17 protein-coding genes are annotated in these 20,484 nt (G+C 68.1%); 6 read left to right on the forward strand and 11 right to left on the reverse strand.

Annotated elements, in window-relative coordinates; all coding sequences use genetic code 11:
- From ACWIBS_RS10785 to ACWIBS_RS10800, 4 genes are all read right to left on the reverse strand, one after another.
- The gene (locus tag ACWIBS_RS10785) at positions 1–1,140 is read right to left on the reverse strand and encodes a DegT/DnrJ/EryC1/StrS family aminotransferase (protein ID WP_376126721.1); all 1,140 of its coding nucleotides are present in this window, start codon (positions 1,138–1,140) and stop codon (positions 1–3) included.
- Positions 1,137–2,102 (reverse strand): glycosyltransferase family 2 protein, encoded by a 966-nt coding sequence (locus ACWIBS_RS10790; protein ID WP_376126724.1) that lies wholly within the window; start codon positions 2,100–2,102, stop codon positions 1,137–1,139. Before ACWIBS_RS10790 ends, ACWIBS_RS10785 begins: the two co-directional genes overlap by 4 nt.
- A gap of 84 nt (positions 2,103–2,186) precedes the next feature.
- The gene (locus ACWIBS_RS10795) at positions 2,187–3,368 is read right to left on the reverse strand and encodes a glycosyltransferase family protein (protein WP_376126726.1); all 1,182 of its coding nucleotides are present in this window, start codon (positions 3,366–3,368) and stop codon (positions 2,187–2,189) included.
- Entirely contained in the window at positions 3,365–4,570 is a 1,206-nt protein-coding gene (locus tag ACWIBS_RS10800; RefSeq protein WP_376126727.1) for a glycosyltransferase family 4 protein, read from the reverse strand. Before ACWIBS_RS10800 ends, ACWIBS_RS10795 begins: the two co-directional genes overlap by 4 nt.
- Before the next feature lie 181 nt (positions 4,571–4,751).
- Here ACWIBS_RS10800 and glf point away from each other — a divergent pair, with 181 nt between their 5' ends.
- From glf to ACWIBS_RS10820, 4 genes are all read left to right on the forward strand, one after another.
- Complete coding sequence (gene glf, locus ACWIBS_RS10805) at positions 4,752–5,888, forward strand: UDP-galactopyranose mutase (protein WP_376126730.1); 1,137 nt, start codon at positions 4,752–4,754, stop codon at positions 5,886–5,888.
- Positions 5,889–5,988: 100 nt separating this feature from the next.
- Entirely contained in the window at positions 5,989–6,798 is an 810-nt protein-coding gene (locus tag ACWIBS_RS10810; protein WP_376126733.1) for an ABC transporter permease, read from the forward strand.
- Positions 6,798–7,541, forward strand: a complete 744-nt coding sequence (locus tag ACWIBS_RS10815; protein ID WP_376126734.1) for an ABC transporter ATP-binding protein — start codon at positions 6,798–6,800, stop codon at positions 7,539–7,541. Before ACWIBS_RS10810 ends, ACWIBS_RS10815 begins: the two co-directional genes overlap by 1 nt.
- Positions 7,538–8,668 (forward strand): polysaccharide pyruvyl transferase family protein, encoded by a 1,131-nt coding sequence (locus tag ACWIBS_RS10820; protein WP_376126737.1) that lies wholly within the window; start codon positions 7,538–7,540, stop codon positions 8,666–8,668. Before ACWIBS_RS10815 ends, ACWIBS_RS10820 begins: the two co-directional genes overlap by 4 nt.
- Positions 8,669–8,686: 18 nt before the next feature.
- Here the strand turns inward: ACWIBS_RS10820 and ACWIBS_RS10825 are convergent, their stop codons facing one another.
- The 4 genes from ACWIBS_RS10825 to rfbA form a co-directional block, all read right to left on the reverse strand.
- A complete protein-coding gene (locus ACWIBS_RS10825; RefSeq protein ID WP_376126740.1) occupies positions 8,687–10,597 on the reverse strand; it encodes a glycosyltransferase in 1,911 nt (636 codons plus the stop codon).
- Positions 10,598–10,728: 131 nt separating this feature from the next.
- Positions 10,729–12,153, reverse strand: coding sequence for a sugar nucleotide-binding protein (locus ACWIBS_RS10830; protein WP_376126744.1), 1,425 nt, complete (start codon positions 12,151–12,153; stop codon positions 10,729–10,731).
- The gene (gene rfbB, locus ACWIBS_RS10835) at positions 12,153–13,151 is read right to left on the reverse strand and encodes a dTDP-glucose 4,6-dehydratase (protein WP_376126747.1); all 999 of its coding nucleotides are present in this window, start codon (positions 13,149–13,151) and stop codon (positions 12,153–12,155) included. Before rfbB ends, ACWIBS_RS10830 begins: the two co-directional genes overlap by 1 nt.
- Entirely contained in the window at positions 13,151–14,020 is an 870-nt protein-coding gene (rfbA, locus tag ACWIBS_RS10840) for a glucose-1-phosphate thymidylyltransferase RfbA (RefSeq protein ID WP_376126750.1), read from the reverse strand. Before rfbA ends, rfbB begins: the two co-directional genes overlap by 1 nt.
- Before the next feature lie 89 nt (positions 14,021–14,109).
- On the opposite strand from rfbA, the gene galE reads away from it, so the two are divergent.
- Entirely contained in the window at positions 14,110–15,108 is a 999-nt protein-coding gene (gene galE / locus ACWIBS_RS10845; RefSeq protein ID WP_376126752.1) for a UDP-glucose 4-epimerase GalE, read from the forward strand.
- Positions 15,109–15,446: 338 nt separating this feature from the next.
- On the opposite strand, the gene ACWIBS_RS10850 is transcribed toward galE, so the two are convergent.
- Genes ACWIBS_RS10850 through ACWIBS_RS10860 form a run of 3 tightly spaced genes read right to left on the reverse strand, consistent with a single transcriptional unit; the run spans position 15,447 to position 19,183 of the window.
- Positions 15,447–16,448 carry a glycosyltransferase family 2 protein gene (locus ACWIBS_RS10850; RefSeq protein WP_376126755.1) on the reverse strand — a complete coding sequence of 334 codons (1,002 nt, stop codon included), beginning with the start codon at positions 16,446–16,448 and terminating at the stop codon, positions 15,447–15,449.
- A gap of 12 nt (positions 16,449–16,460) precedes the next feature.
- Positions 16,461–17,786 carry an O-antigen ligase family protein gene (locus tag ACWIBS_RS10855; RefSeq protein ID WP_376126757.1) on the reverse strand — a complete coding sequence of 442 codons (1,326 nt, stop codon included), beginning with the start codon at positions 17,784–17,786 and terminating at the stop codon, positions 16,461–16,463.
- Positions 17,783–19,183, reverse strand: coding sequence for an O-antigen ligase family protein (locus ACWIBS_RS10860; protein ID WP_376126759.1), 1,401 nt, complete (start codon positions 19,181–19,183; stop codon positions 17,783–17,785). Before ACWIBS_RS10860 ends, ACWIBS_RS10855 begins: the two co-directional genes overlap by 4 nt.
- A gap of 42 nt (positions 19,184–19,225) precedes the next feature.
- Here ACWIBS_RS10860 and manA point away from each other — a divergent pair, with 42 nt between their 5' ends.
- Positions 19,226–20,374, forward strand: a complete 1,149-nt coding sequence (gene manA / locus ACWIBS_RS10865; protein WP_376126762.1) for a mannose-6-phosphate isomerase, class I — start codon at positions 19,226–19,228, stop codon at positions 20,372–20,374.
- Positions 20,375–20,484: the final 110 nt, after the last annotated feature.

Raw genomic sequence — 20,484 nt, forward strand, 5'->3', positions numbered from 1 at the left:
TCAACGGCGGTTGGCGGGGTCGGTGACGACCTGGCGGAGCGTCTCGGCGACGTACGCGACGTCGTCCTCAATGAGGTTGGCGTGCATCGGGATGGCGATGTGCCGGGCGAAGACGTCGGCCGACACGGGCAGCGGAGCCTGCTCGCCGTACAGCGGCTGCAGATGGCTGGCGTAAGTGCCGAAGTTGCATCCGACGCCGGCGGCGCGCAGCGCCATCGCGACGGAGCCGCGGTCGAGCTCGGGGGCGACGGCGATGACGTAGGACTGCCACGGGTGCGTGCGGTCGGGGAGGGCGGTCGGGAGCGTCACTTCGGCGATGTCGCCGAGCAGCTGGGCATAGCCGTCCGCTGCGCGGCCGCGGGCAGCGAGCAGCTCGGGCAGTCGGCGCACCTGCACGCGCATGATGGCGGCCTGCACGTCCGAAAGGCGGTAGTTGTAGCCGAGCTCGTCGAACGACGGCACGGGGAGCTCGGTCGAGCCCTCGCGCGTGATCGCGGGCGCGATGCCGTAGGTGTGGAGCTTGCGCGCGTGGGCGATGAGGTCGGCGTCGGCGCTCGCGAGCGCCCCGCCCTCGCCCGAGGTGATGCCCTTACGGCCGTGGAAGCTGTAGGCGGTGGCGTCGGCGAGCGAGCCGACCTTGCGGCCCTTGTAGGTCGCACCGGTCGCGCACGCGGCATCCTCGATGACCCACAGTCCGTGCTTGCGCGCGATTGCGGTGATCTCGTCGTAATCGGCCGGCTGCCCGAACGGGTCGACGGCGATGATGCCGACCGTGCGGGGTGTGATGGCCGCCTCGATGAGCGCGGGGTCGATGGACCACGTGTCGGGACGCACGTCGACGAAGACGGGCTTCGCGCCCGACCACAGGACGGAGTGGCCGGTGGCGGGGAAGGTGTAGTCGCCGACGATGACCTCGTCGCCGGGCTTCACGCCCAGCGTGAGCTGGGCGAGGTGCAGCGCCGAGCCGCAGTTGCTCGTCGAGAGCACATTCGCCACACCTGCGACGTCGGCGAACTCCTTCTCGAACGCCAGGCACGAGGGGCCGGCGCCGGAGAGCCAGCCCGACTCGAACACCTCCTTGATCGCGTCGAGCTCCTCCTGGCCGACGGTGGGAGCGCCGAGGGCGACGGTGCGGTTCATGACTCTCCTGAGGGGTTCTTCCGGGCGCCGACCGTGATTTCGGCGACCGAGCGGACGATGTAGACGGGTCGGCGGCGGGCGTCGTCGCCGGCGCGCCAGACGTACTCGCCCAGCACGCCGATGCCGACGAGGACCATGCCCCCGACCGCGAGCACGAGGCCGCTGAGCAGGGCCGCGATAGCGCCGAGCGGCGTGAAGAAGGCGAGCACGATCGCTGCGATGAGGCTGAGGGCGCCGAGCGCGCCGATGATGAGGCCGCCCCACGCGACCCACTCCACGGGGGCGTGCGAGAACTCGACGAATGAGTCGACGACGAGCTTCATCTTGCGCTTGGTCGTCCACTTGCTCACGCCGTGCGGGCGGGGGAGCTGCTCGAAGTACACGCGTCGCTGATCGAACCCGACCCAGGCCGCCATCGCGAGGACGTTGCGGTTGAGCTCGGGCATCGCGACGAGGGCGTCGAGGACGGCACGCGAAGCGAGGATCTGCGAGGGGCCTTCGGCGGGATAGTTCGGCACATCGGAGTTGGCGCCGTAGATGCGTGAGAAGCCGCGTGCGAACGAGTCGCCCATGCCCTTTTTGACGGCCCGTGTGGCGCGCAGGCCCCACACGATGTCGGCGCCCTCGCGCCACTCCTGGATGAAGTCGGCGATGGCCTCGAGGGGCTCCTGCCCGTCGGCGCTCAGGGTGAGTGCAGCGTCACCGCGCGCGTGGGCGAAGCCCGCACTGATCCCCGCGTGCGAGCCGAAGTTGCGCGAGAGGCTGACGATCCGGGCCGGCCCGACACCATCGAGCGTCTCGAGCAAGGCATCTTTCGTGCCGTCCGTCGAGCCGTCGTCGACGACGATGAGCTCGAACGCCACGTCGGGGTGGGCCGCGATGATGTCCCGATAGAAGCCCGCGATGTCTTCCGCGGAATCGACCTCGTTGTACGCGGGGATGACGAGACTGAGCAGTGGCATCGCCGACGCCATCGATACCTTCCCTCACACAGAAAAACGCCCTCGGCGTGCCGGTCGCACGTGTCGAGGATTGCTACGATGGTATCAGGCTTGACCCGAGGACTCGATCTCGGCAACGCCGAGCACCCGCCGGAGGAACTCGCGCGCGACGGTCGCCTCGTGCTCGAAGCTGAGTTCCTTCGAGGCCGCGTCCGAGGCGTTCTTGGCCGCGAGGATCGCCGTGGGATCGAGCGACTCGAGCGACGCGACGCAGTCCTCGACGTCGAAGCCGGCGCTGACGACGCCGAGCGAGTACCGCTCGAGCAGCGTCGCCATCTCGATCGAAGGCCCGACCGCGATCGCGAGCCTTGCCTGCACGAAGTCGAAGAACTTGTTGGGCAGCGCGAAGCGCGCGTTGGTGTGCGTCGGAGGGATCCAGAACACCCCCACGTCGTATTCGTTGAGCGCGTCCGGGAGCAGTGCGGGGGCGACGGGCTCTTGGAAGATTATGCGCGGATCGTCCGCCGCCGACTGCTTGAGCTCCTGCAGGTAGGCGCCGCCGTCGCCCGCCCCGACGAGGTACAGATCGAGCGTGTACCGGTCGTCCAGTCGCCGCATCGCATCGATCATGAGCTCGAGGCGGCGGCCGTGCACCGCCATGCCGCTGTGCACCAGCCGGATCCGATCTTCTTCGAGCGGAGTGACGGCGAGGTTGCGCCACGGCCCGGCGTTCCGCATGAGTACGCACGTGACACCGAACCGCTCGCGGTAGAGGTCGGCGATGTTCTCGGCGACGGTGGTGACGACGGCCGCCTGCGGCAGATAGCGCGCGCACAGGTGGGTCATGAGAGGCGCTACGAGAAGACGCCAGGACAGGATGTGGGTGCGCTCCTCGGGGGCCCACTCATGCATGTCGGCCCACACGGGTGCTCCCTGCGCGACACGATCGGCGAGGGCGAGCACGCGCGCCTCGTTCGCGACGACGAGGTCGAATTCGTGCCCCTCGAGGGCGCGAAGCGACCACTGGATGGCCGGCGCGGCGAGCTCGGCGGCGCTGAGCCGACGGAGGGCCAGCTTGATCACCCCGGTCGGGGATTGGGGGAGGGTCTTGAGGTGATCGGGGACGATGATGTGCTCCGTCGCGTCGGCCGGGGCAGGTCCATAGCCGATCGTCGTGACGTCGCCGAACTCGGCGAGGAGCGAGATCTGCCGCAGCACGCGTGCATCGGAGACGATGTGCGACAGCGAGATGCACAGGATGCGGGCGCGGGGGGCGAGACTGCTCAACGGTCTGACTCCTGGGGCGAAGCGGGGGGACGGCGCTGGGCGGGAGCGGACTCGACGGCTTCGACGAACCGTTCCGAGACGGCGCGCAGAGAGACGTTCTCGCGGGCCCACCGCGCGAGGCGACGCCGCTCTCCGTCGTCCCGCGGGCGTGTGAGCGCGCTGATCATGGCGGTGGCCGCGGCATCCACGTCGTAGTCGACGCCCCACCCGATGCCGTTGATCTCGGTGAACGAGCGTCCGGGGTCGTCGCCCGCGTAGACGACGGGCGTGCCGCACCCGACCGAGGCGTGCATCTTCGCGGGGAATGCGCGGTATCGCCCCTCGGGCCGCATGCTCGCGAGCGAGGCAGCCGCGCCGCGGATCCACTCCGCCGTCTCCTGCGGCGAGAGCCGCGGATGGAACTGCACGGCGCCAGGGGCGAGCTCGTCGGCGCGCGCCTGCATGGCCGCGCGATCGGCGCCCTGGCCCACGAAGACGAGCCGGGCGTCCGGGACCGCGGCGCGCACCGCCGGCATGGCCTCGACGAAGACGCCGGCACCGTGGACCTCGGACGCCGTCCCGGCATAGAGCAGATACGGCCCGGCCAGGCTGCGATGCATGCCCTCGTCGGAGAACAGCGACTCGTCAAACCCGTTGCCGACCGTCGCGATCCGTGCCGTCGGCGCGATGGCGCGGATCCGCGCGGTGAAGTCCTCCGAGACCGACACGACGACCGCGGCGCCCCGATACGCGAAGCGCTCGAAAGTGCGCACGACCCGCGCGACCAACGAGGGTGCTTCCGTGAGCTCGACGGCGTCCGACCAGACGTCGGCGGCGTAGTAGGCGTAGGGGATGCGGCGCAGAGCGCACGCGATGCGCACCACGGCGCCCGTCGTGGGCGGCGGCTCGACAATCACGAAGTCGACACGGCGGGAGAACAGCACTCGGAAGAACGCGGGGATGTCGAAGCTCATGTATTGCAGATAGCCGCGGATGTAACCGGCGCGATCGCGCAACGCCCACGCCCGCCGGATCGTGATGCCCTCATGATCCGGCGGGTCGCCCTCGTAGCCGGCGGGCCTCGTCGTGGTGCGGACCGTCACCTCGGCGCCACGGTCGCGAAGAACACGGGCGAGCGAGCCGAGCCGGAAGGACGCGGCTCCTGGTTCGGGGCCGTAGATCCGTGAGATGATCGCGACGCGGCGACCGGCGAGAGAATGCATGAAGCCAATTGTGCAGGAGCAGGCGCCGCCTCTCCCGAACGCGGCAGCGGGAGGCGGCACCAGGAGGCGGTCTCACAGGGTGCGGCCGTTGCCACCCGGTAGACTCGAACGCCGTGTCGGCGCCTCTGTCCGCCGCGTCGCCGTGTCGGCGGCATCCGCCTCACGAAAGCACTCGCATCGCATGGATCTCCTCATCGTCGGTTCCGGTTTCTTCGGTCTTACGATCGCCGAACGGGCCGCGGCCGCCGGCCGCAAGGTCACCGTCATCGACCGCCGTCACCACATCGGCGGCAACGCATACAGCGAAAACGAGCCCGAGACGGGCATCGAGGTGCACCGCTATGGAGCGCACCTCTTCCACACGTCGAATCCGACGGTGTGGGAGTACGTCAATCGCTTCACGACCTTCACGGACTATGTCCACCGCGTGTATACGAACCATAAGGGTGTCGTGTTCCCACTGCCGATCAACCTCGGCACGATCAACCAGTTCTTCCAGAGCGCCCACTCGCCCGACGAGGCGCGCGCCCTCGTGCACGAACTCGCGGGCGAGTTCGACCCCAAGACGGCGCAGAACCTCGAGGAGCGCGGCATCGGTCTCATCGGCCGGCCCCTGTACGAGGCGTTCATTCGCGACTACACCGGCAAGCAGTGGCAGACCGACCCCAAGGAGCTGCCGGCCGACATCATCAGCCGCCTTCCCGTCCGCTACACCTACGACAACCGCTACTTCAACGACACATGGGAGGGCCTGCCGACCGACGGCTACACCGCGTGGATCGAGCGGATGGCCGACCACTCGAACATCGAGGTTCGCCTATCGACCGACTTCTTCGACGAGTCACAGCCCTATAACAAGAAGGCGACCGTTGGGCAGGTCCCCATCGTCTACACCGGCCCCGTCGACCGCTACTTCGACTACACCGAGGGTGCGCTCAGCTGGCGCACGATCGACCTCGAGCAGGAGGTGTTGTCGGTCGGCGACTTCCAGGGCACGTCGGTCATGAACTACGCCGATGCGGGTGTGCCGTACACCCGCATCCACGAGTTCCGTCACTTCCACCCCGAGCGCGAAGACCGCTATCCGAAGGACAAGACGGTCATCATGCGCGAATTCTCGCGCTTCGCCGACCGGGACGACGAGCCATATTATCCGATCAACACACCCGACGACCGTAATGGCTTGCTCGCGTACCGCGAACTAGGCAAGGGCGAGAAGGACGTCTTCTTCGGCGGCCGGCTCGGCACATATCAGTACCTCGACATGCACATGGCCATCGGCTCGGCACTGTCGATGTGGAACAACCAGCTCGCGTGAGGTCCTCTCTTCAGGTATGACTTCGTTCGACCACCCGGCTCGGGATGCGCGGCTCGGCTGGTGACGTCGTGCACGCGAGGCGCCGCCTAGGATCGATACTGTGAGCTCCGCCACCGTCGGCGCGCCGGGATCCCCGCAACGCTACCTCCACTCGCTGTGGCTACTCTCGGCGCGCGATCTGCGCGTGCGCTATGCGACGAGCGCGCTCGGCTACCTGTGGTCGATCCTCGATCCGCTGGTCATGAGCCTCATCTACTGGTTCGTCTTCACGCAGGTATTCCAGCGCACAGTAGGCCACGACCCATACATCGTGTTCCTAATCACGGCGCTGCTGCCGTGGGTATGGTTCAACGCGTGCGTGTCGGACTTCACACGGGCGTTCAGCAAAGATGCGCGGCTCGTGCGCTCGACAGCGATCCCGCGCTCGATTTGGGTGAACCGCATCGTGCTGAGCAAGGGCATCGAGTTCTTGTGCTCTCTGCCCGTGCTCGCCGGCTTCGTCGTCGTCGCGATGTTCACCAGCACGACCGCCATCGAGATTAACTGGAGTCTGTTGCTGTTCCCGGTCGCCGCACTGCTGCAGACGATGCTCCTGGTCGGGCTGGGTCTGCTGGTGGCGCCGCTATGCGTGCTCTACTCCGATCTCGAGCGCACGACCAGGCTCATCCTTCGCGTGCTCTTCTATGCCTCGCCCATCATCTACTCGGTGTCGGATCTGCCGAGCTGGGCCGAGCCGATCGCGGCCTTCAATCCCCTGTCGGGGGTCTTCATCCTCTATCGCGTCGGATTCTTCTCCGAGGCGTGGGACACCCTGAGCGTCGTAGTCGGCGTCGTCATGTGCGTTGGCTTCCTCGTAGCGGGTGTCTACACTTTCCGCCGACTCGAGCGACCCGTGCTGAAGGAGCTGTGATGACGTCTGGCGAACTGGCGATTGAGGTGCGCGACCTCGGCGTGCGCTTCCGGCGCAATCGACGCGGTCGGCGCAGCATCAAAGACCTGTTCGCCGATTCGCCGCGCCGCAGCCGGCCGGGCGAGTTCTGGCCGCTGCGGGACGTGACCTTCAGTGTGCGTCCGGGCGAGTCGATCGGCGTCGTCGGGCGCAACGGCCAAGGCAAGTCGACGCTGCTCAAGCTCGTGGCGGGCGTGCTGCTGCCCGACGAGGGCTCGGTTACCGTACACGGCGGCGTCGCGCCGCTCATCGAGATCACAGGCGGTTTCGTCGGAGACCTCACGGTGCGTGAGAATGTCGACCTCACGGCGGGCCTTCACGGGATGCGAAAATCCGAGGTCGCCCGGCGCTTCGACGACATCATCGGCTTCGCCGAGCTTGAGGGTTTCATCGACACCCCCTACAAGCACCTTTCCAACGGCATGAAGGTTCGCCTCGCGTTCTCGGTCGTCTCGCAGCTCGAGGAGCCGATCCTCCTCGTAGACGAAGTGCTCGCCGTGGGGGACAAGGCCTTCCGCAACAAGTGCTATCAGCGCATCGACGAGCTTCTAGCAGAAGGGCGCACCCTGTTCTTCGTCTCGCACAGCGAGCGCGACCTGCGCCGGTTCTGCAAACGCGGCCTCTACCTCGACAAGGGACGCCTGCAGCTAGACGCTCCGATCGCCGAGGTGCTCGACCGCTACAACGCCGAGTACGCCTCGTGAGGCGCGTGGTCGGGCCGTGGCTGCGTCCGAAGCCCCTGTACCTCGTGTCGACGGCGGGTCATCCCAACTACGGCGATGAGCTCATTACGCGATCCTGGCTCGACTACCTCGCCAAGACCCATCCGCGCAGTCCCGTGTGGCTCGACTCACCGCATCCGGGCCGCGCCGCGCACCTCTTTCGCGGCGCGCATCCGCACCTTCAGGTGACGAACACCCTATGGGAGCTCGCGATGGGGAGCCCGAGCCATGATCCGGTCGAGGATGAGGGGAGGATCTCGGCCCTCATCCTCGACCTCGGCTCACCTCGCTTCGACGCAGGTTTGCTCGCGCTCCGCGACATCGCGTCACTCCACATCGTCGGCGGCGGCTATCTCAACTCGATGTGGCAGGACAATCTTGGGCTGCTCGCCGCCGCGACCGCGGTACACCGAGAGTTCGGCGTCCGCATCGCCGTGACGGGCCTGGGTCTGCTCCCTATCGACGACGCGCACGCTGAGTGGGTGCGATCCCAGCTCGCCCAGTTTGACGTCGTGGAGGTGCGGGATGCCGCGACCTCCGCGTTCTGCGGTGTGCCGGTCGGACTGGACGATGCCTTTCTCGCGATCGGTATGCGACGGGCGTTGTATGCGCAGGAACCGACGCCCGATCGGATGGTGCTCGTCCAGGGCGACATGCGCGCGTGGTCTGAGCAGGCGGCGGAGCACTCGGTGCTCACCTTTACTGGGGGGAACCCGAAAGCGGAGGTCGGGTTCGTCGAAGCCGTCGCTCCCGACGACGCGCACTACGCCCGTCTGCGGCCGGAGGCGACCTTCTACCCGTTCGGGCGAGTATGGAACGATGGGCTGCCCGCACGGGCGCGCCAGCAGTGGCTGACCACGCGATTCCACCTGCACCTCATGGCCGCTGCGGCGGGCGCCGCGGGAACCGTCATCCTCGGGCGGCCAGGTTATTACGACATCAAGCACCAGTCGTTGCTTGATCTCGGCACCGGGTGGAACCTCGTCGAGGCGGGGGCCGACCTGCGCGAGGAGCAGAACCGCCCCACCGCCGACCCCGCTTTCCCAACGCTGGCGCGTCGGCTCGCCGGGCGCAAGCGGGATGTCGCCGACGGCTTTTACCGCCCGTAACTCTGGCGCCCGGCGGGGTCAGCGCGTTTCGTCGAACCGCCGATGCCACGCCTCGTGCGACGTCAGATCGCCCAGCGCCGCGCGATACTCCGCCGCCAGGCGGGGCCATTCCTTCGCGATGCGGCCGTGCAGACGCACGCTGTCGATTAGCATGCGGCGGAACTTGGCGCGGTCGCGCGTATAGATCGACTTGCCCGAGCCGTCCGCCGAGTTGACGAGCGCGCTGTCGTAGAGCGGCACACGCCACCAATTGGCATCGCCCTTGCCGAACTCGACCTCGGGCTGGGTTACATTGGCGGCGTCCGGTCTGTGAAACCAGTGCGACACGATGGTTCTCAGAGTGAACCACCTCAGGTGCAGCCCCGTGGGGCTGTCGAACTGGTGCATCTTCAGTCGCTTGAACACGAGGCGCCCGCGCCGCGCGCGCAGCGGCACGCCGGCCTTGCGGTGCACGACGGTCTCGGGGAAGTCCGCGGCCATCTTGCGGGCGGCGGGCATCGCCGTGCCGAGGGTGTCCCACATGTGCGCCGGGCCGGTCAGCAGGTCGCGGAGGGCGCGGTGGCGCAGCGCGACGGGGTAGTACTGCATCATCATGAGGTGCTTCAGATCAACCCGGCGGCTGTGGCGCAGTAGCGTGCCGCCGTTAGGCTGACCCGAGTGCAATAGCGCCGCGACGATGCGGTTGCGGGCGTGGAAGTACGCCTGCCAGTCGATCGAGTCGTCCTTGCCCACCCACGAGACGTGCCACAGCGCGACTCCCGGGACCGACACGGTCGGGAAGCCCGACTTTCGCGCGCGTAGGCAGAATTCGGCGTCGTCCCACTTGATGAACGCGGGGAGCGACAGCCCCACTTCGCGGATCACTTGGACCGGGATCAGGCACATCCACCAGCCGTTGTAGTCGGCATCGAGCCGCATGTGGAGGATCGGCGACTGACGCAGGTTCGACACGCTAAAGTCGTGCGGCATCTTCTCTTGAAAGAGATTACGCCACATGAAGGAGCGATCGTCGACGACCTCGGCCCACGCATGGAGCTTCGGTCGGTCGAGCAGATCAAACATGTGCGCGCCCACGATCATGGGCGTGGTGGCGAACCGGCCGAACATGATCGAGCGGCGCAACGACTCGGGCTCGATACGCACATCGTCGTCGAGCAACTGGACAAACTCGCTCGCGCCCGCGTCGAGAGTCTCGGACATCGCGCGCGCGAAACCGCCGGAGCCACCGAGGTTGGGCTGTGTCAGTACGGCGAGTGCGTCGCCCAGGGCTTCCTGCAGTTCTGGGTATTCGGGGCGGTCGGCGACGCGCTCGGTGCCCTGATCGATGACGTAGACGCGGTCGATGAGCTCCATCACCCCCGGCGACTCCGAGAGCGTCTTGAGCGTCTCGACGCAGTAGTCGGGCTTGTTGTATGTCGTGATGCCGATGGAGGCGTTGCCGGCGCGGGCGGGCTCCTGTTCGGTTGTCCACTCCGCGCCTTGGAAGACGGCGTTCTTCTCGTCCGCGACGATGTCGAACCAGATCCACCCGCCGTCGCTGTACTGGTCAAGGACGAGGTCGAACGTCGATTCGGTTATGCCGTCGACCTCGCGGGTGTCGAGGCGCTGCTTTGTGCCGCCGCCGTTCGAGCGGTAGACAAGGATCGTCGCGGGTCCGCTCGTCCGTACGTGCAGCTTCACGTCGCGCACAGCGGTCCAGTGCTGCCAATACGATGCGGGAAAGGCATTGAAGTACGTGCCGAACGAGACACGGCGACCGGCGACGATGCGTGCCGTCGTGCGGTCGAGGATATTGCCGAGCTGCGCCCGGCTGGACACGCGCACGGGTTGTTCGTCGATGACCGACCAGGTCTCGGGGTCGACGTAGAGGGGGAGGAGATCAGGGTCGCGATCGAGTGGAAAGACGATGTTCTGGAGGATGTGTGACACGAGGGGTCTCCGTAGGCGGACAGGCGCCGAAGGCGTCGGGGCCAACTCGAAATCCTACCCTTCCCCGCTCCGGCAGCATGAGTGCGTACTCAGCTACGGGGCGGTCGCCGAGCTCCGCAGGATGTCGCGAGTCACGCGTGCGACGTGGTGTCCCTGCGCAGATGGGCCGCGAGTATCTTCATCGAGTCGGTTGGCGCGAACCCCGCAGCGGTGATCTTCGTCAGATCCAGCACGCAGTTACGCGGGCGCGGCGCGACGGGCGCGGCAACCCCTCTGAAGTACTGCTCTGTCGGCACGCCGGTCACCCGTGCGGGGTCGTGGCCCGTGAGCTCGTAGACACCGCGCGCGACGTCCGCCCATGACATCGGCTCCCCCCCGCCGGTGAGGTTGTACGTGCCGAACGGGGCTCCGGTGGTGAGCAAGTGATGGATGCCGACCGCGATGTCGTCCGTGGACGTCAAGCGCCCTACCTGGTCATCGACGACATCCGGATCTATGCCGTGCTCGGCGAGCGAGGCCATCGTGCGCACGAAGTTCTTTCCGTCGCCGATTACCCACGACGTGCGCACGATGTAATGTCGTGGTGCCGTCGTGACGGCCGCGTCGCCGGCGGCCTTTGTCTGGCCGTACACGCCGAGCGGCGCGAACGGCGCATCTTCGGGATACGCGCCGTCGCGCGTGCCGTCGAACACGTAATCGCTCGAGACATGCACGAGGGTGATGCTGTTCTCCGCCGCGACGCGGGCGAGGGCTGCCACTCCCGTCGCGTTGGCCGCCCATGCTTCCCTGCGTCCCTCTGCCGATTCGGCGAGGTCGACGGCCGTGTAGGCGGCGGCGTTGACGATGACGCCGTAGTCGCGCCAGCGACGTGCGGTCGCCAAATCGCCCCCAGCGAGATCAAAATCGTCGCGTCCTGTGTACTCGATGTGGGAGGCGTCGCCGAACTCCTGGCGCAGCGCACGGCCGAGCTGACCGTTCGCACCGATCACGAGGGTCCTGCGCGGCGCCATGGGCACGACATCGGCGAGACGCGGGTGCGCGGCGTCCTTCGCCGAGATCTCGACGTCGACCAGCGGGATCGGCCACGCGATCGCCGCGGTCTCATCAGCGAGGTTGAGGAACGTGTACTCCGCCTCGGGCGACCAGTGGTCGTTCACGAGATAGGTGTAGGCCGTGTCGGGCTCGAGCGTCTGGTACCCGTTGCCGACTCCGCGCGGCACGAGGATCGCGCGGGATGGATCGATCTCGGTCGTGAAGACGGCCCCGAACGTCGGGCCCTCGCGCAGGTCGACCCACGCGCCGAAGATGCGGCCTGTGGCGACCGAGACCCACTTGTCCCATGGCTCGGCGTGGATGCCGCGCGTGGTGCCCACGGCGTCGTTGAACGACACGTTGTTCTGCACGGGCCCGAAGTCGGGGAGCCCCAGTGCGATCATCTTCTCGCGCTGCCAGTTCTCCTTGAACCATCCACGATTGTCGCCGTGGACGGGCAGTTCCCACACGACGAGCCCCGGGATCGGGGTCTCGACGCGCTCGAGGGACTTGCCGAAACTCATCACTGGCCTTTCGAGGCATAGAAGGCCTCGACGTCGTGCTTCGACAGAGCCCACCACGATTCGTTGTCGCGGTACCACTGGATCGTCGCCGCGAGCCCGGCCTCGAAATCGCCGTATGAGGGCGTCCAGCCCAGCTCGGTGCGCAGCTTCGTCGAGTCGATCGCATAGCGCAGGTCATGGCCCGCGCGATCCGTGACGTGGTCGTAGGCGTCCGTCGGCTCGCCCATGAGCCCGAGGATGAGCTCGATGACGTCCTTGTTGTTCTTCTCGCCGTCGGCGCCGATCAGATAGGTCTCGCCGATCTCACCCCTGTCGAGGATCGTCAGCACGGCGGACGAGTGGTCGTCTGCGTGGATCCAGTCGCGCACGTTCTCGCCCGCGCCGTACAGCTTCGGGCGGATGCCGCGGATGACGTTCGTGATCTGACGCGGGATGAACTTCTCGACGTGCTGGTAGGGACCGTAGTTGTTCGAGCAGTTGGAGATCGTCGCGCGGACGCCGAATGAGCGCACCCACGCGCGCACGAGCAGATCGCTGCCGGCCTTCGTCGACGAGTAGGGGCTCGACGGGTTGTAGGGCGTGGACTCCGTGAACCGGGCAGGATCGTCCAGCTCGAGCTCACCGTAGACCTCGTCGGTCGAGATGTGGTGGAGCCGCTGGTCCTGCCGGCGGGCGGCCTCGAGCAGCGTGTAGGTGCCGACGATGTTCGTGTCGAGGAACGGACGCGGATCGTGCAGCGAATTGTCGTTGTGCGACTCGGCCGCGTAGTGCACGACGGCGTCGACTCGGGCGAACAGCTCGTCGACGAGGCCGGCGTCGGTGATGTCGCCCTTGACGAACGTGACACGGTCTTCCGGGAGCCCTGCCAGCGACTCCAGGTTGCCGGCGTAGGTGAGCGCGTCGAGCACAGTCACGTGGTGATCGGTGTGGCGGACGACGTGGTGCACGAAGTTCGACCCGATGAAACCGGCGCCTCCCGTCACGAGCAGATGCGACATCAGCGACCCCTCTCCAGGACTTCGAGCAGATACGTGCCGTAGCCGGACTTCACGAGTTTCTCGGCGCGGGTGCGCAGGGCGTCGTCCGACAGGCGCCTGCGACGCCAAGCGACCTCCTCAGGCACGCCGATACTCATGCCCGTCCGCCGCTGGATGGTGCGCACGTACTCCGCAGCATCCAGCATCTGGTCGAACGTCCCCGTGTCGAGCCACGCGGTGCCGCGGGGGAGAACCTCCACCTGGAGCCTGCCGCGCTCGAGGTAGGCGCGGTTGACGTCGGTGATCTCATACTCTCCGCGCGCGCTGGGCCTCAGGCCCCGTGCGATCTCGACGACATCGTTGTCATAGAAGTACAGCCCGGGCACGGCGTAGTTGCTTTTGGGAGCGGAGGGCTTCTCTTCGAGCGAGACGGCGGCGCCGTGCGCGTCGAACTCGACGACGCCGTACGCGGTCGGCTCGGCCACCCAGTACGCGAAGATCGCGCCGCCGTCGATGTCGGCGAAGCGGGTGAGCTGGGAGCCGAGCCCGGGGCCGTAGAGCAAGTTGTCGCCGAGCACGAGGGCAACGGAGTCGTCGCCGATGAAGTCCGCGCCGATCGTGAACGCCTGCGCGAGTCCGTCCGGAGATGGCTGCTGTGCGAAAGATAGCCGGATGCCGAACTGCGACCCGTCGCCGAGCAGACGCTCGAAGAACGGGGCGTCGTGGGGCGTCGTGATCACCAGGATGTCATCGATCCCAGCGAGCATGAGCGTCGACAGTGGGTAGTAAACCATCGGCTTGTCGTACACCGGGATCAGCTGCTTCGAGACGCCCAGCGTGATGGGGTGCAGCCGCGTACCCGATCCGCCCGCGAGGATGATGCCTTTCACGGATCAATCGTGGCACAGTGCTCGGGGTGGCGACCCGGGGTGCCTCGGTACGATCGATGCGGGGAGACGCCGGGCACAGGAAGTGGAGCATGAAGATACTCATCACGGGAGGCGCCGGCTACATCGGGAGCACAATCGCTTCGGCCTGTCTCGACGCGGGGATCGAACCGGTCATCCTCGACGACCTCTCGAAGGGGATCGCCGCGCACACCGTCGGTCGGATCTTCTTCGACGGCGACATCGCCGACGGCGGGCTTCTCGACCGGATCCTCGACGAGCATCCCGAGGTCTTCGCCGTCATCCACTGCGCCGCTCGCACCGTCGTGCCCGAGTCGGTTGCCGATCCGCTCGGCTACTACGACGTCAACGTGGGGCGCACGGTGCGGATGCTGCAGCACCTGCGCCGGCGTGGCGTCCGCCGCATCGTCTTCAGCTCCTCGGCGTCGGTGTACGCCGGCGACCTCGTCGGCGGGCTCCACGAGTCCGCGCCACTCGCTCCCGCCAGCCCGTACGCGCGCACGAAGGCCGACGTGGAGCGCATCCTCTCCGACACCGCAGCGTCCGGCGACCTGCGTACGTTGTCGCTGCGATACTTCAACCCCATTGGCTGCGACCCGCGGCTGCGGACCGGACCGACGTCACCGCGCCCGAGCCATGTGCTCGGGCTGCTGCTGGCGGCGCGACGCGAGGACAGAGACTTCACGATCACTGGTGTCGACTGGCCCACCCGTGACGGCTCCGGCCTGCGCGACTTCGTGCACGTGTGGGATCTCGCCCGCGCCCACGTAGCGGCCGTCGAGCACTTCGACGAGATCGTGACAGACGAGGTCCCCGCCGTCGTGCTCAACGTCGGTACGGGTCGCGGCACGACAGTGCGCGAGCTCGTCGACGCCTTCGTCGCGATCGCCGGGCCGCTGCCGGTGAATGAAGGTACTCGCCGTCCAGGCGACGTCGCCGGCGGTTTCGCCCTCGTCGATGCGGCGGAGCACGCCCTGCGGTGGCGCGCCGAGCTGTCGATCGACGACGCAATCCGCGACGCTCTCGCGTGGGAGGACCGCGCGGCTTCCGAGACCGAAGCTCAGCGCTGACGCGCGACCCCCGGCTCATCCCGCGGCAGTTCCCGCCCGTGTCGCGCCAAGCGCGCGGAATGAGCGCATTGCGGCAGTCCACGATGTTCTTGCCGGCGGGGACCCGCGAGGCGGCGGGGTGTGAAGCTCGATACCCGTCCCGCTCGGTGACGAGCACCGTCGGCTTGCCGCCGACGATCGCACCCGGCGCGAGATGAGGAGCGAGCTGCGCGAACGCCGACCGCGCGTACGACAGGTCGACCGTATCTAATCGCGCTAGTGCTGAGTACCGACCGGGACGAAGTGCACCACTCCGAGGTAGCCCGACCCGATCACCGAGATCGGTGGCGTGGCGGTGTTCAGGATTTGCTGGGTGCGGCGAGCGGCTCCATCGGGCGCCAGCTTGCGTCCTTGGCGATCGCGCGACCGTCCTTCAGCCCTCGGAAGAGGTTCGACGTGCCGCGCACCTTGCGCTCCACCGCGATGAGGCGGATGAGCTCCTTCGCGAACGTCAGTGCGGTGCCCAATCCGAACAGCACGGGGTTGTAGACGCCGTGCGCCCGGTAGTACTGCTTGATGATCGCGCGGTTGCGCATGATGTAGTAGCGGTAGTTGTCGCTCGAGGCGTTCATGTGGCGGATGCCCATGTCCCACTGCTTGATCTCGCGCGTGCGGCGCAGCACGAACTCGTCGACGATGACCGACGTCGTCTTGCGCGATGCGAGCCAGCCGTAGGTCTGGTCATCCCAGTAGATGAAGAAGCGTGGGTCGGGAAGACCGATCTGCTCGACGATGTCGCGGTGGATGAACATGCCCTCGAAGCATCCGGAGTTCATCTCCTTGAACCCCGAGGCGTCGAACTTCGACGGCGCGAAGGGGATCGGGATGCCCAAGCGCTCGGCGATGCGGTACTGCCAGTAGAACTCGCTGCCGTCGTAGTCGTAGCGGCGGCCCTGGATGCTCTTGAACCGCGGCGCCCACCTGCCCATCTTGGCGAGGCCGTCGGGCAAGACCTCGACGTCGTCGTCCATGAGCCAGATCCACTCGGACCCCAGCTCGAACGCAACGCGCATGCCCTCGCTGAAGCCGCCTGACCCGCCCGTGTTCGTGTCGAGCCTGCGGTAGACGAGGTCGGTGCCGATCCGCGCGCGGAACGACTCGACGACCTCGGTCGTGTCATCGGAGGACGCATTGTCGACGATCACGACGTGACCGGGCTTCGGCTCCATGCGCTCGATGCTCTCGAGCAGTCGCGTGAGCAGTCCCGAGCGGTTGAAGGTCACGACGGCGATCGTCGCCGACGCGGGCCGGAATGGGCCGGTGGAGGACGTCTTCGCAGGGCTGTCAGAGGCAGTGGGCATGGCCTCAGCATCCTACCCCGCCGCGTTCGGGGGATCCTGGATGCGCGGAAGCCCCGGCGCCGCAGACGAGCCCATCCGCTCCCGCCACGAGCGGGACTGCCCCGCGCGCACGGCGCACAGGACCAGCAGCATCCACCCGATCCCGATCAGGGTGAAGCTCTCGAAGAACGAGTCGATGAACAGCGCCACGAGGATGAGCGGCGTCCAGGCGTAGATGATCGAGCGGCGCTCGCTCGCGTCGAGCCACGAGCGCACGAGCGCGACACCGGCGAACCCGAGGAACAGCACGAGACCCACCCAGCCCAGCTGCAGCAGCACATCGAAGTAGGCGTTCAGGCCGGTCGCGTGCGTGTCGTTGAGCAGGAAGTTGATCGATCCGAACGGCACGCCGTCCTGCGGCCACAGCCCGTACCAGCCCCAGCCCTGCACGGGCCGCGTGCGCAGGTAGTCGACCATGACGTTCCACAGGTCGACGCGCGTCGAGAAGTCGCTGCCCGCGCCGAGCCACGCGATGATCGGATGCCGCGCCAGATAGCCCACGATCACTCCGACCACGACGAGGCCGCCCAGCACCCACTGCAGGGCGCTGCGCTGCGCCGGCCGCGCGTGCCGCACGAGCGCGAGCGCGCCGACGGCGAGTCCGACGCCGACGGCGAGCACGAGCACCGTGGGGGAGTCCGAGAAGGCCGCGAGCATGCCCGCCAGCACGACCGAGAAGAGCGAGACCCCCGGTCGCACCGACTGCGTGCGGTACTCGACGAGGAACGTGATGAGCGCGACGACGGCGACGAACCCCAGCATGTTGCGCGTGCCGAAGATGCCCTGCACGGGGCCGAGCGCGGCGATCTGCCCCTCGACCCCGAGGAAGCGGAAGGGGATGTCGAGCAGGATGCCCGAGAGGATCTCGACGCCGAGCGAGATCGACAGCAGCACCCGCAGCACGTCGCCGACGGCTCGCGCCGTCTGCAGCGTGTCGCGGATGTGGCCCACGACGATGGCGAGGAACGCGATCGCCGCGAGCGAGACCCAGCCCCACCACGACTCGGGCCGGTCGAACGACCAGAAGACGCTCGCGAGCGCCCAGCCGAGGAACACCACGAGCGTCGTGGGCACGAGCCGCACGAACGAGATCTCGCGGCGCCGGGCGAAGAGGACGCCGGCGCCGACGACGCACAGACCCGCGACGATCGTGACGTAGGTCACGGGGCTCATGAGCCGCTCGATCGCGAACGATGAGAACACCGCAGCGAGGGCCGTGAGAGTGTAGGCCCGCGCGAACGAGGGCGAACTGAGCAGCGCGCCGAGCCAGCGCCGCTGCTCGCTCGGGCCCACCGTCACGGCTCCTGCTTCGTCGGCTCGCCCCGCTCGATCGCCGCGCTCTGCTCGGCCGGTCCGACGCCGATGTGCGGCGACTGCTTGATCTTGAAGCCGAGCATGACCAGCAGCATCCACCCCCACAGCAACAGGGGCGCGGACTCGGCGATGCCCTGCACGAGCAGGATCGTGCCGACGAGCGTGGGCAGCAGCGTGAGCGGCGAGTACGGCCGGTCGGCGCGCAGATCCCAGCGCGGACGGTCGACGGCGAAGAACCACGTGCGCCACACGTAGGCGAACATGAGCAGCGCGAACAGCACGATCCCGACGATGCCCAGCTGCAGGTAGACGTCGACCCAGACGTTGTGGGCCTGCATGACGGTCTCGCCGTGGTCGACGATCCAGCCGTCGAACGCGGGGTCCCACGGCATCCAGGGCGTCGCGAAGCCCCAGCCGGCGAACGGCCGCTCGCCGGCGCGCTCGGCGACGGACTGCCAGATGGCCTCGCGGCCCGTCAGATCCGAGCCGCGCCCGATCGCCTCGAACAGGCGGTCGCGCAGCAGCCACAGGCCGAGGCCCCCGCCGAGACCGACGACGGCGTAGCCGATGTAGTAGCGGGTGCGCTCGCCCGGCCGCTTCGTCGTGCGCATGAGCAGCACCGTCGCCAGCACGAGCACGACCGCGGCCGCCGCGACGAACGCGGTCGCCGACGCTGCCCGCACGAACAGGAACGCCGACAGCAGCATCCAGCCGACCAGCAGAGCGCGGCGGGGAGCGCGCGCGGCGAACCGGATCGCGAACACGACGAACGCGAGCAGCGCGATGGGCCCGAGCAGGTTCGCGTTGCCCATGATCCCCTGGATCCGGCCGCCGTCGAAGAGGTTGTTGCGCGACCAGTAGAGGATCGGATCGACCGGCTCATCACGGGGCACGAAGCCCGGCAGAAGCGGCACGCGCACGAAGATCGACACCCACAGCTCGAAGATGAGCGAGAGGGCGAGCGTCCACTTGAGAGCGGATGCCACGGTGCGCACCAGTTCTCGCCACGTCAGCACCGCCCCCACGAAGAACCCCTGCACGGTCGTCACGTACAGCAGCAGCAGCGTCAGCGCCGACGTCGCCGGCCACGCCGACCAGAGGATCGACAGCGTCGCCCACACGATGTACGCCACGGCGAACCACGGCAGACGCCGCCACTGCACGGGCGGACGCACGATGAACCACAGCAGGATCGACACGAGCATCCCGCCCACGCCGACGACGGCCGCGACGAGGTCGCCGAAGGCGTGCACCCACGCCGTGCCGGCGAACGCCGTGACGAGCACGAAGACGCACCAGCCGCGCAGCAAGAGCTGCCCCGTCTTCTCGCGGACCGGGGCTGTCGGCGGTGCCGATGCCGGATGCTTCGAATAGACGGCCATCGCCTCCCAAGGGTACTCGGTCGCGCGGATACGCTCGGGGGCATGCTCACCCTCCTGTCGAACACGGCCCGCGACTACGCGTGGGGCTCCACGACGCTGCTGCCCGAGCTGCAGGGACGCACGCCTTCGGGCGCACCCGAGGCCGAGCTGTGGTTCGGCGACCACCCCGGCGCACCGGCCTTCGCCGCCGACGGCGCACCGCTCGGCGCGTGGCTCGCCGCCCGGGGCGCGCAGCCGCTGCCCTACCTGCTGAAGCTGCTCGCCGCGGGATCCCCCCTGTCGATCCAGGCGCACCCCTCCAAAGCGCAGGCCGAGGCGGGCTTCGTGCGCGAAGAGGACGCCGGGATGCCGCGTGACGGCGCACATCGCACGTATCGCGATGCGAACCACAAGCCCGAGCTGATCGTCGCGCTGAGCGCCGAGTTCCACGCGCTCGCCGGTCTGCGGCCGCTGCCCGAGACGCGTCGTCTGCTGGCGCTGATCGGCGACGCGACCGCCGGACTGTCGTCGCGTCTCGACGGGTCGCCCGAGGCGACGAGCGCCGCGATCGCCTGGCTGCTGTCGGATGCCGCCACCGGCGACGTGCGCGCCGTCATCGGCGCCGCGCGTGCGGCCGGGGCCGCACAGGCCGACGCGGAGTTCACCGCCGAGCTCGCGCTCGCCGCACGCTTGGACGACCGGTACCCGGGGGATCCGGGGATCGTCGTCGCGCTGCTGATGAACCTCGTGACGCTGCGCCGGGGCGAGGGGCTGTTCGTCGCCGCCGGTGTGCTGCACGCCTACCTCGAGGGCCTCGGCGTCGAGATCATGGCGACGAGCGACAACGTGCTGCGCGGGGGCCTGACGCCCAAGCACATCGATGCCGCCGAGCTCGTCGCCGTGCTCGACGCGCGCACGGGCCCGCCGCCGGTCGTGCGGCCGGTCGCCGAGGCGCCGGGCGTCGAGCGCTACGCCGCGCCGGTGCCCGACTTCGCGCTGCGCGTCGCGCGGCCCGACGGGGCAGCGCTCGAGGTCGGGATCGACGGCGTCGCGATCATCCTGGCGACATCGGGCTCGGTGACCGTCGCGGGGGCAGCGAGCGGCGAGGCGGTCACGCTCTCGCCGGGCGAGGCCGTGCTCGTGACGGCCGACGAGCGGACCGTGCGGGTCGCGGGCTCGGGCGAGGTGTTCCTCGCGACACCGGCATCCTGATCACGCGGTCGTTATGCGAAGGCGACACGCCGTCGGCGCGTCGTGAAGGTTCAACCCCTGCATGAGGCTTTAGTATCTGCGACTTGACCGAGCCGAACTACACGGGTGTA

It is taken from the genome of Microbacterium sp. NPDC055442 (assembly GCF_053644215.1).

Excerpts from the sequence above, each read along its gene's own strand:
- ACWIBS_RS10785 (WP_376126721.1), bottom strand. The coding sequence starts at position 1,140 with ATGAACCGCACCGTCGCCCTCGGCGCTCCCACCGTCGGCCAGGAGGAG.
- manA (WP_376126762.1), top strand. The coding sequence starts at position 19,226 with ATGCTCACCCTCCTGTCGAACACGGCCCGCGACTACGCGTGGGGCTCC.
- ACWIBS_RS10850 (WP_376126755.1), bottom strand. The coding sequence starts at position 16,448 with ATGCCCACTGCCTCTGACAGCCCTGCGAAGACGTCCTCCACCGGCCCA.
- ACWIBS_RS10815 (WP_376126734.1), top strand. The coding sequence starts at position 6,798 with ATGACGTCTGGCGAACTGGCGATTGAGGTGCGCGACCTCGGCGTGCGC.
- ACWIBS_RS10830 (WP_376126744.1), bottom strand. The coding sequence starts at position 12,153 with ATGAGTTTCGGCAAGTCCCTCGAGCGCGTCGAGACCCCGATCCCGGGG.
- ACWIBS_RS10860 (WP_376126759.1), bottom strand. The coding sequence starts at position 19,183 with ATGGCCGTCTATTCGAAGCATCCGGCATCGGCACCGCCGACAGCCCCG.
- glf (WP_376126730.1), top strand. The coding sequence starts at position 4,752 with ATGGATCTCCTCATCGTCGGTTCCGGTTTCTTCGGTCTTACGATCGCC.
- ACWIBS_RS10790 (WP_376126724.1), bottom strand. The coding sequence starts at position 2,102 with ATGCCACTGCTCAGTCTCGTCATCCCCGCGTACAACGAGGTCGATTCC.
- rfbB (WP_376126747.1), bottom strand. The coding sequence starts at position 13,151 with ATGTCGCATCTGCTCGTGACGGGAGGCGCCGGTTTCATCGGGTCGAAC.
- ACWIBS_RS10800 (WP_376126727.1), bottom strand. The coding sequence starts at position 4,570 with ATGCATTCTCTCGCCGGTCGCCGCGTCGCGATCATCTCACGGATCTAC.
- galE (WP_376126752.1), top strand. The coding sequence starts at position 14,110 with ATGAAGATACTCATCACGGGAGGCGCCGGCTACATCGGGAGCACAATC.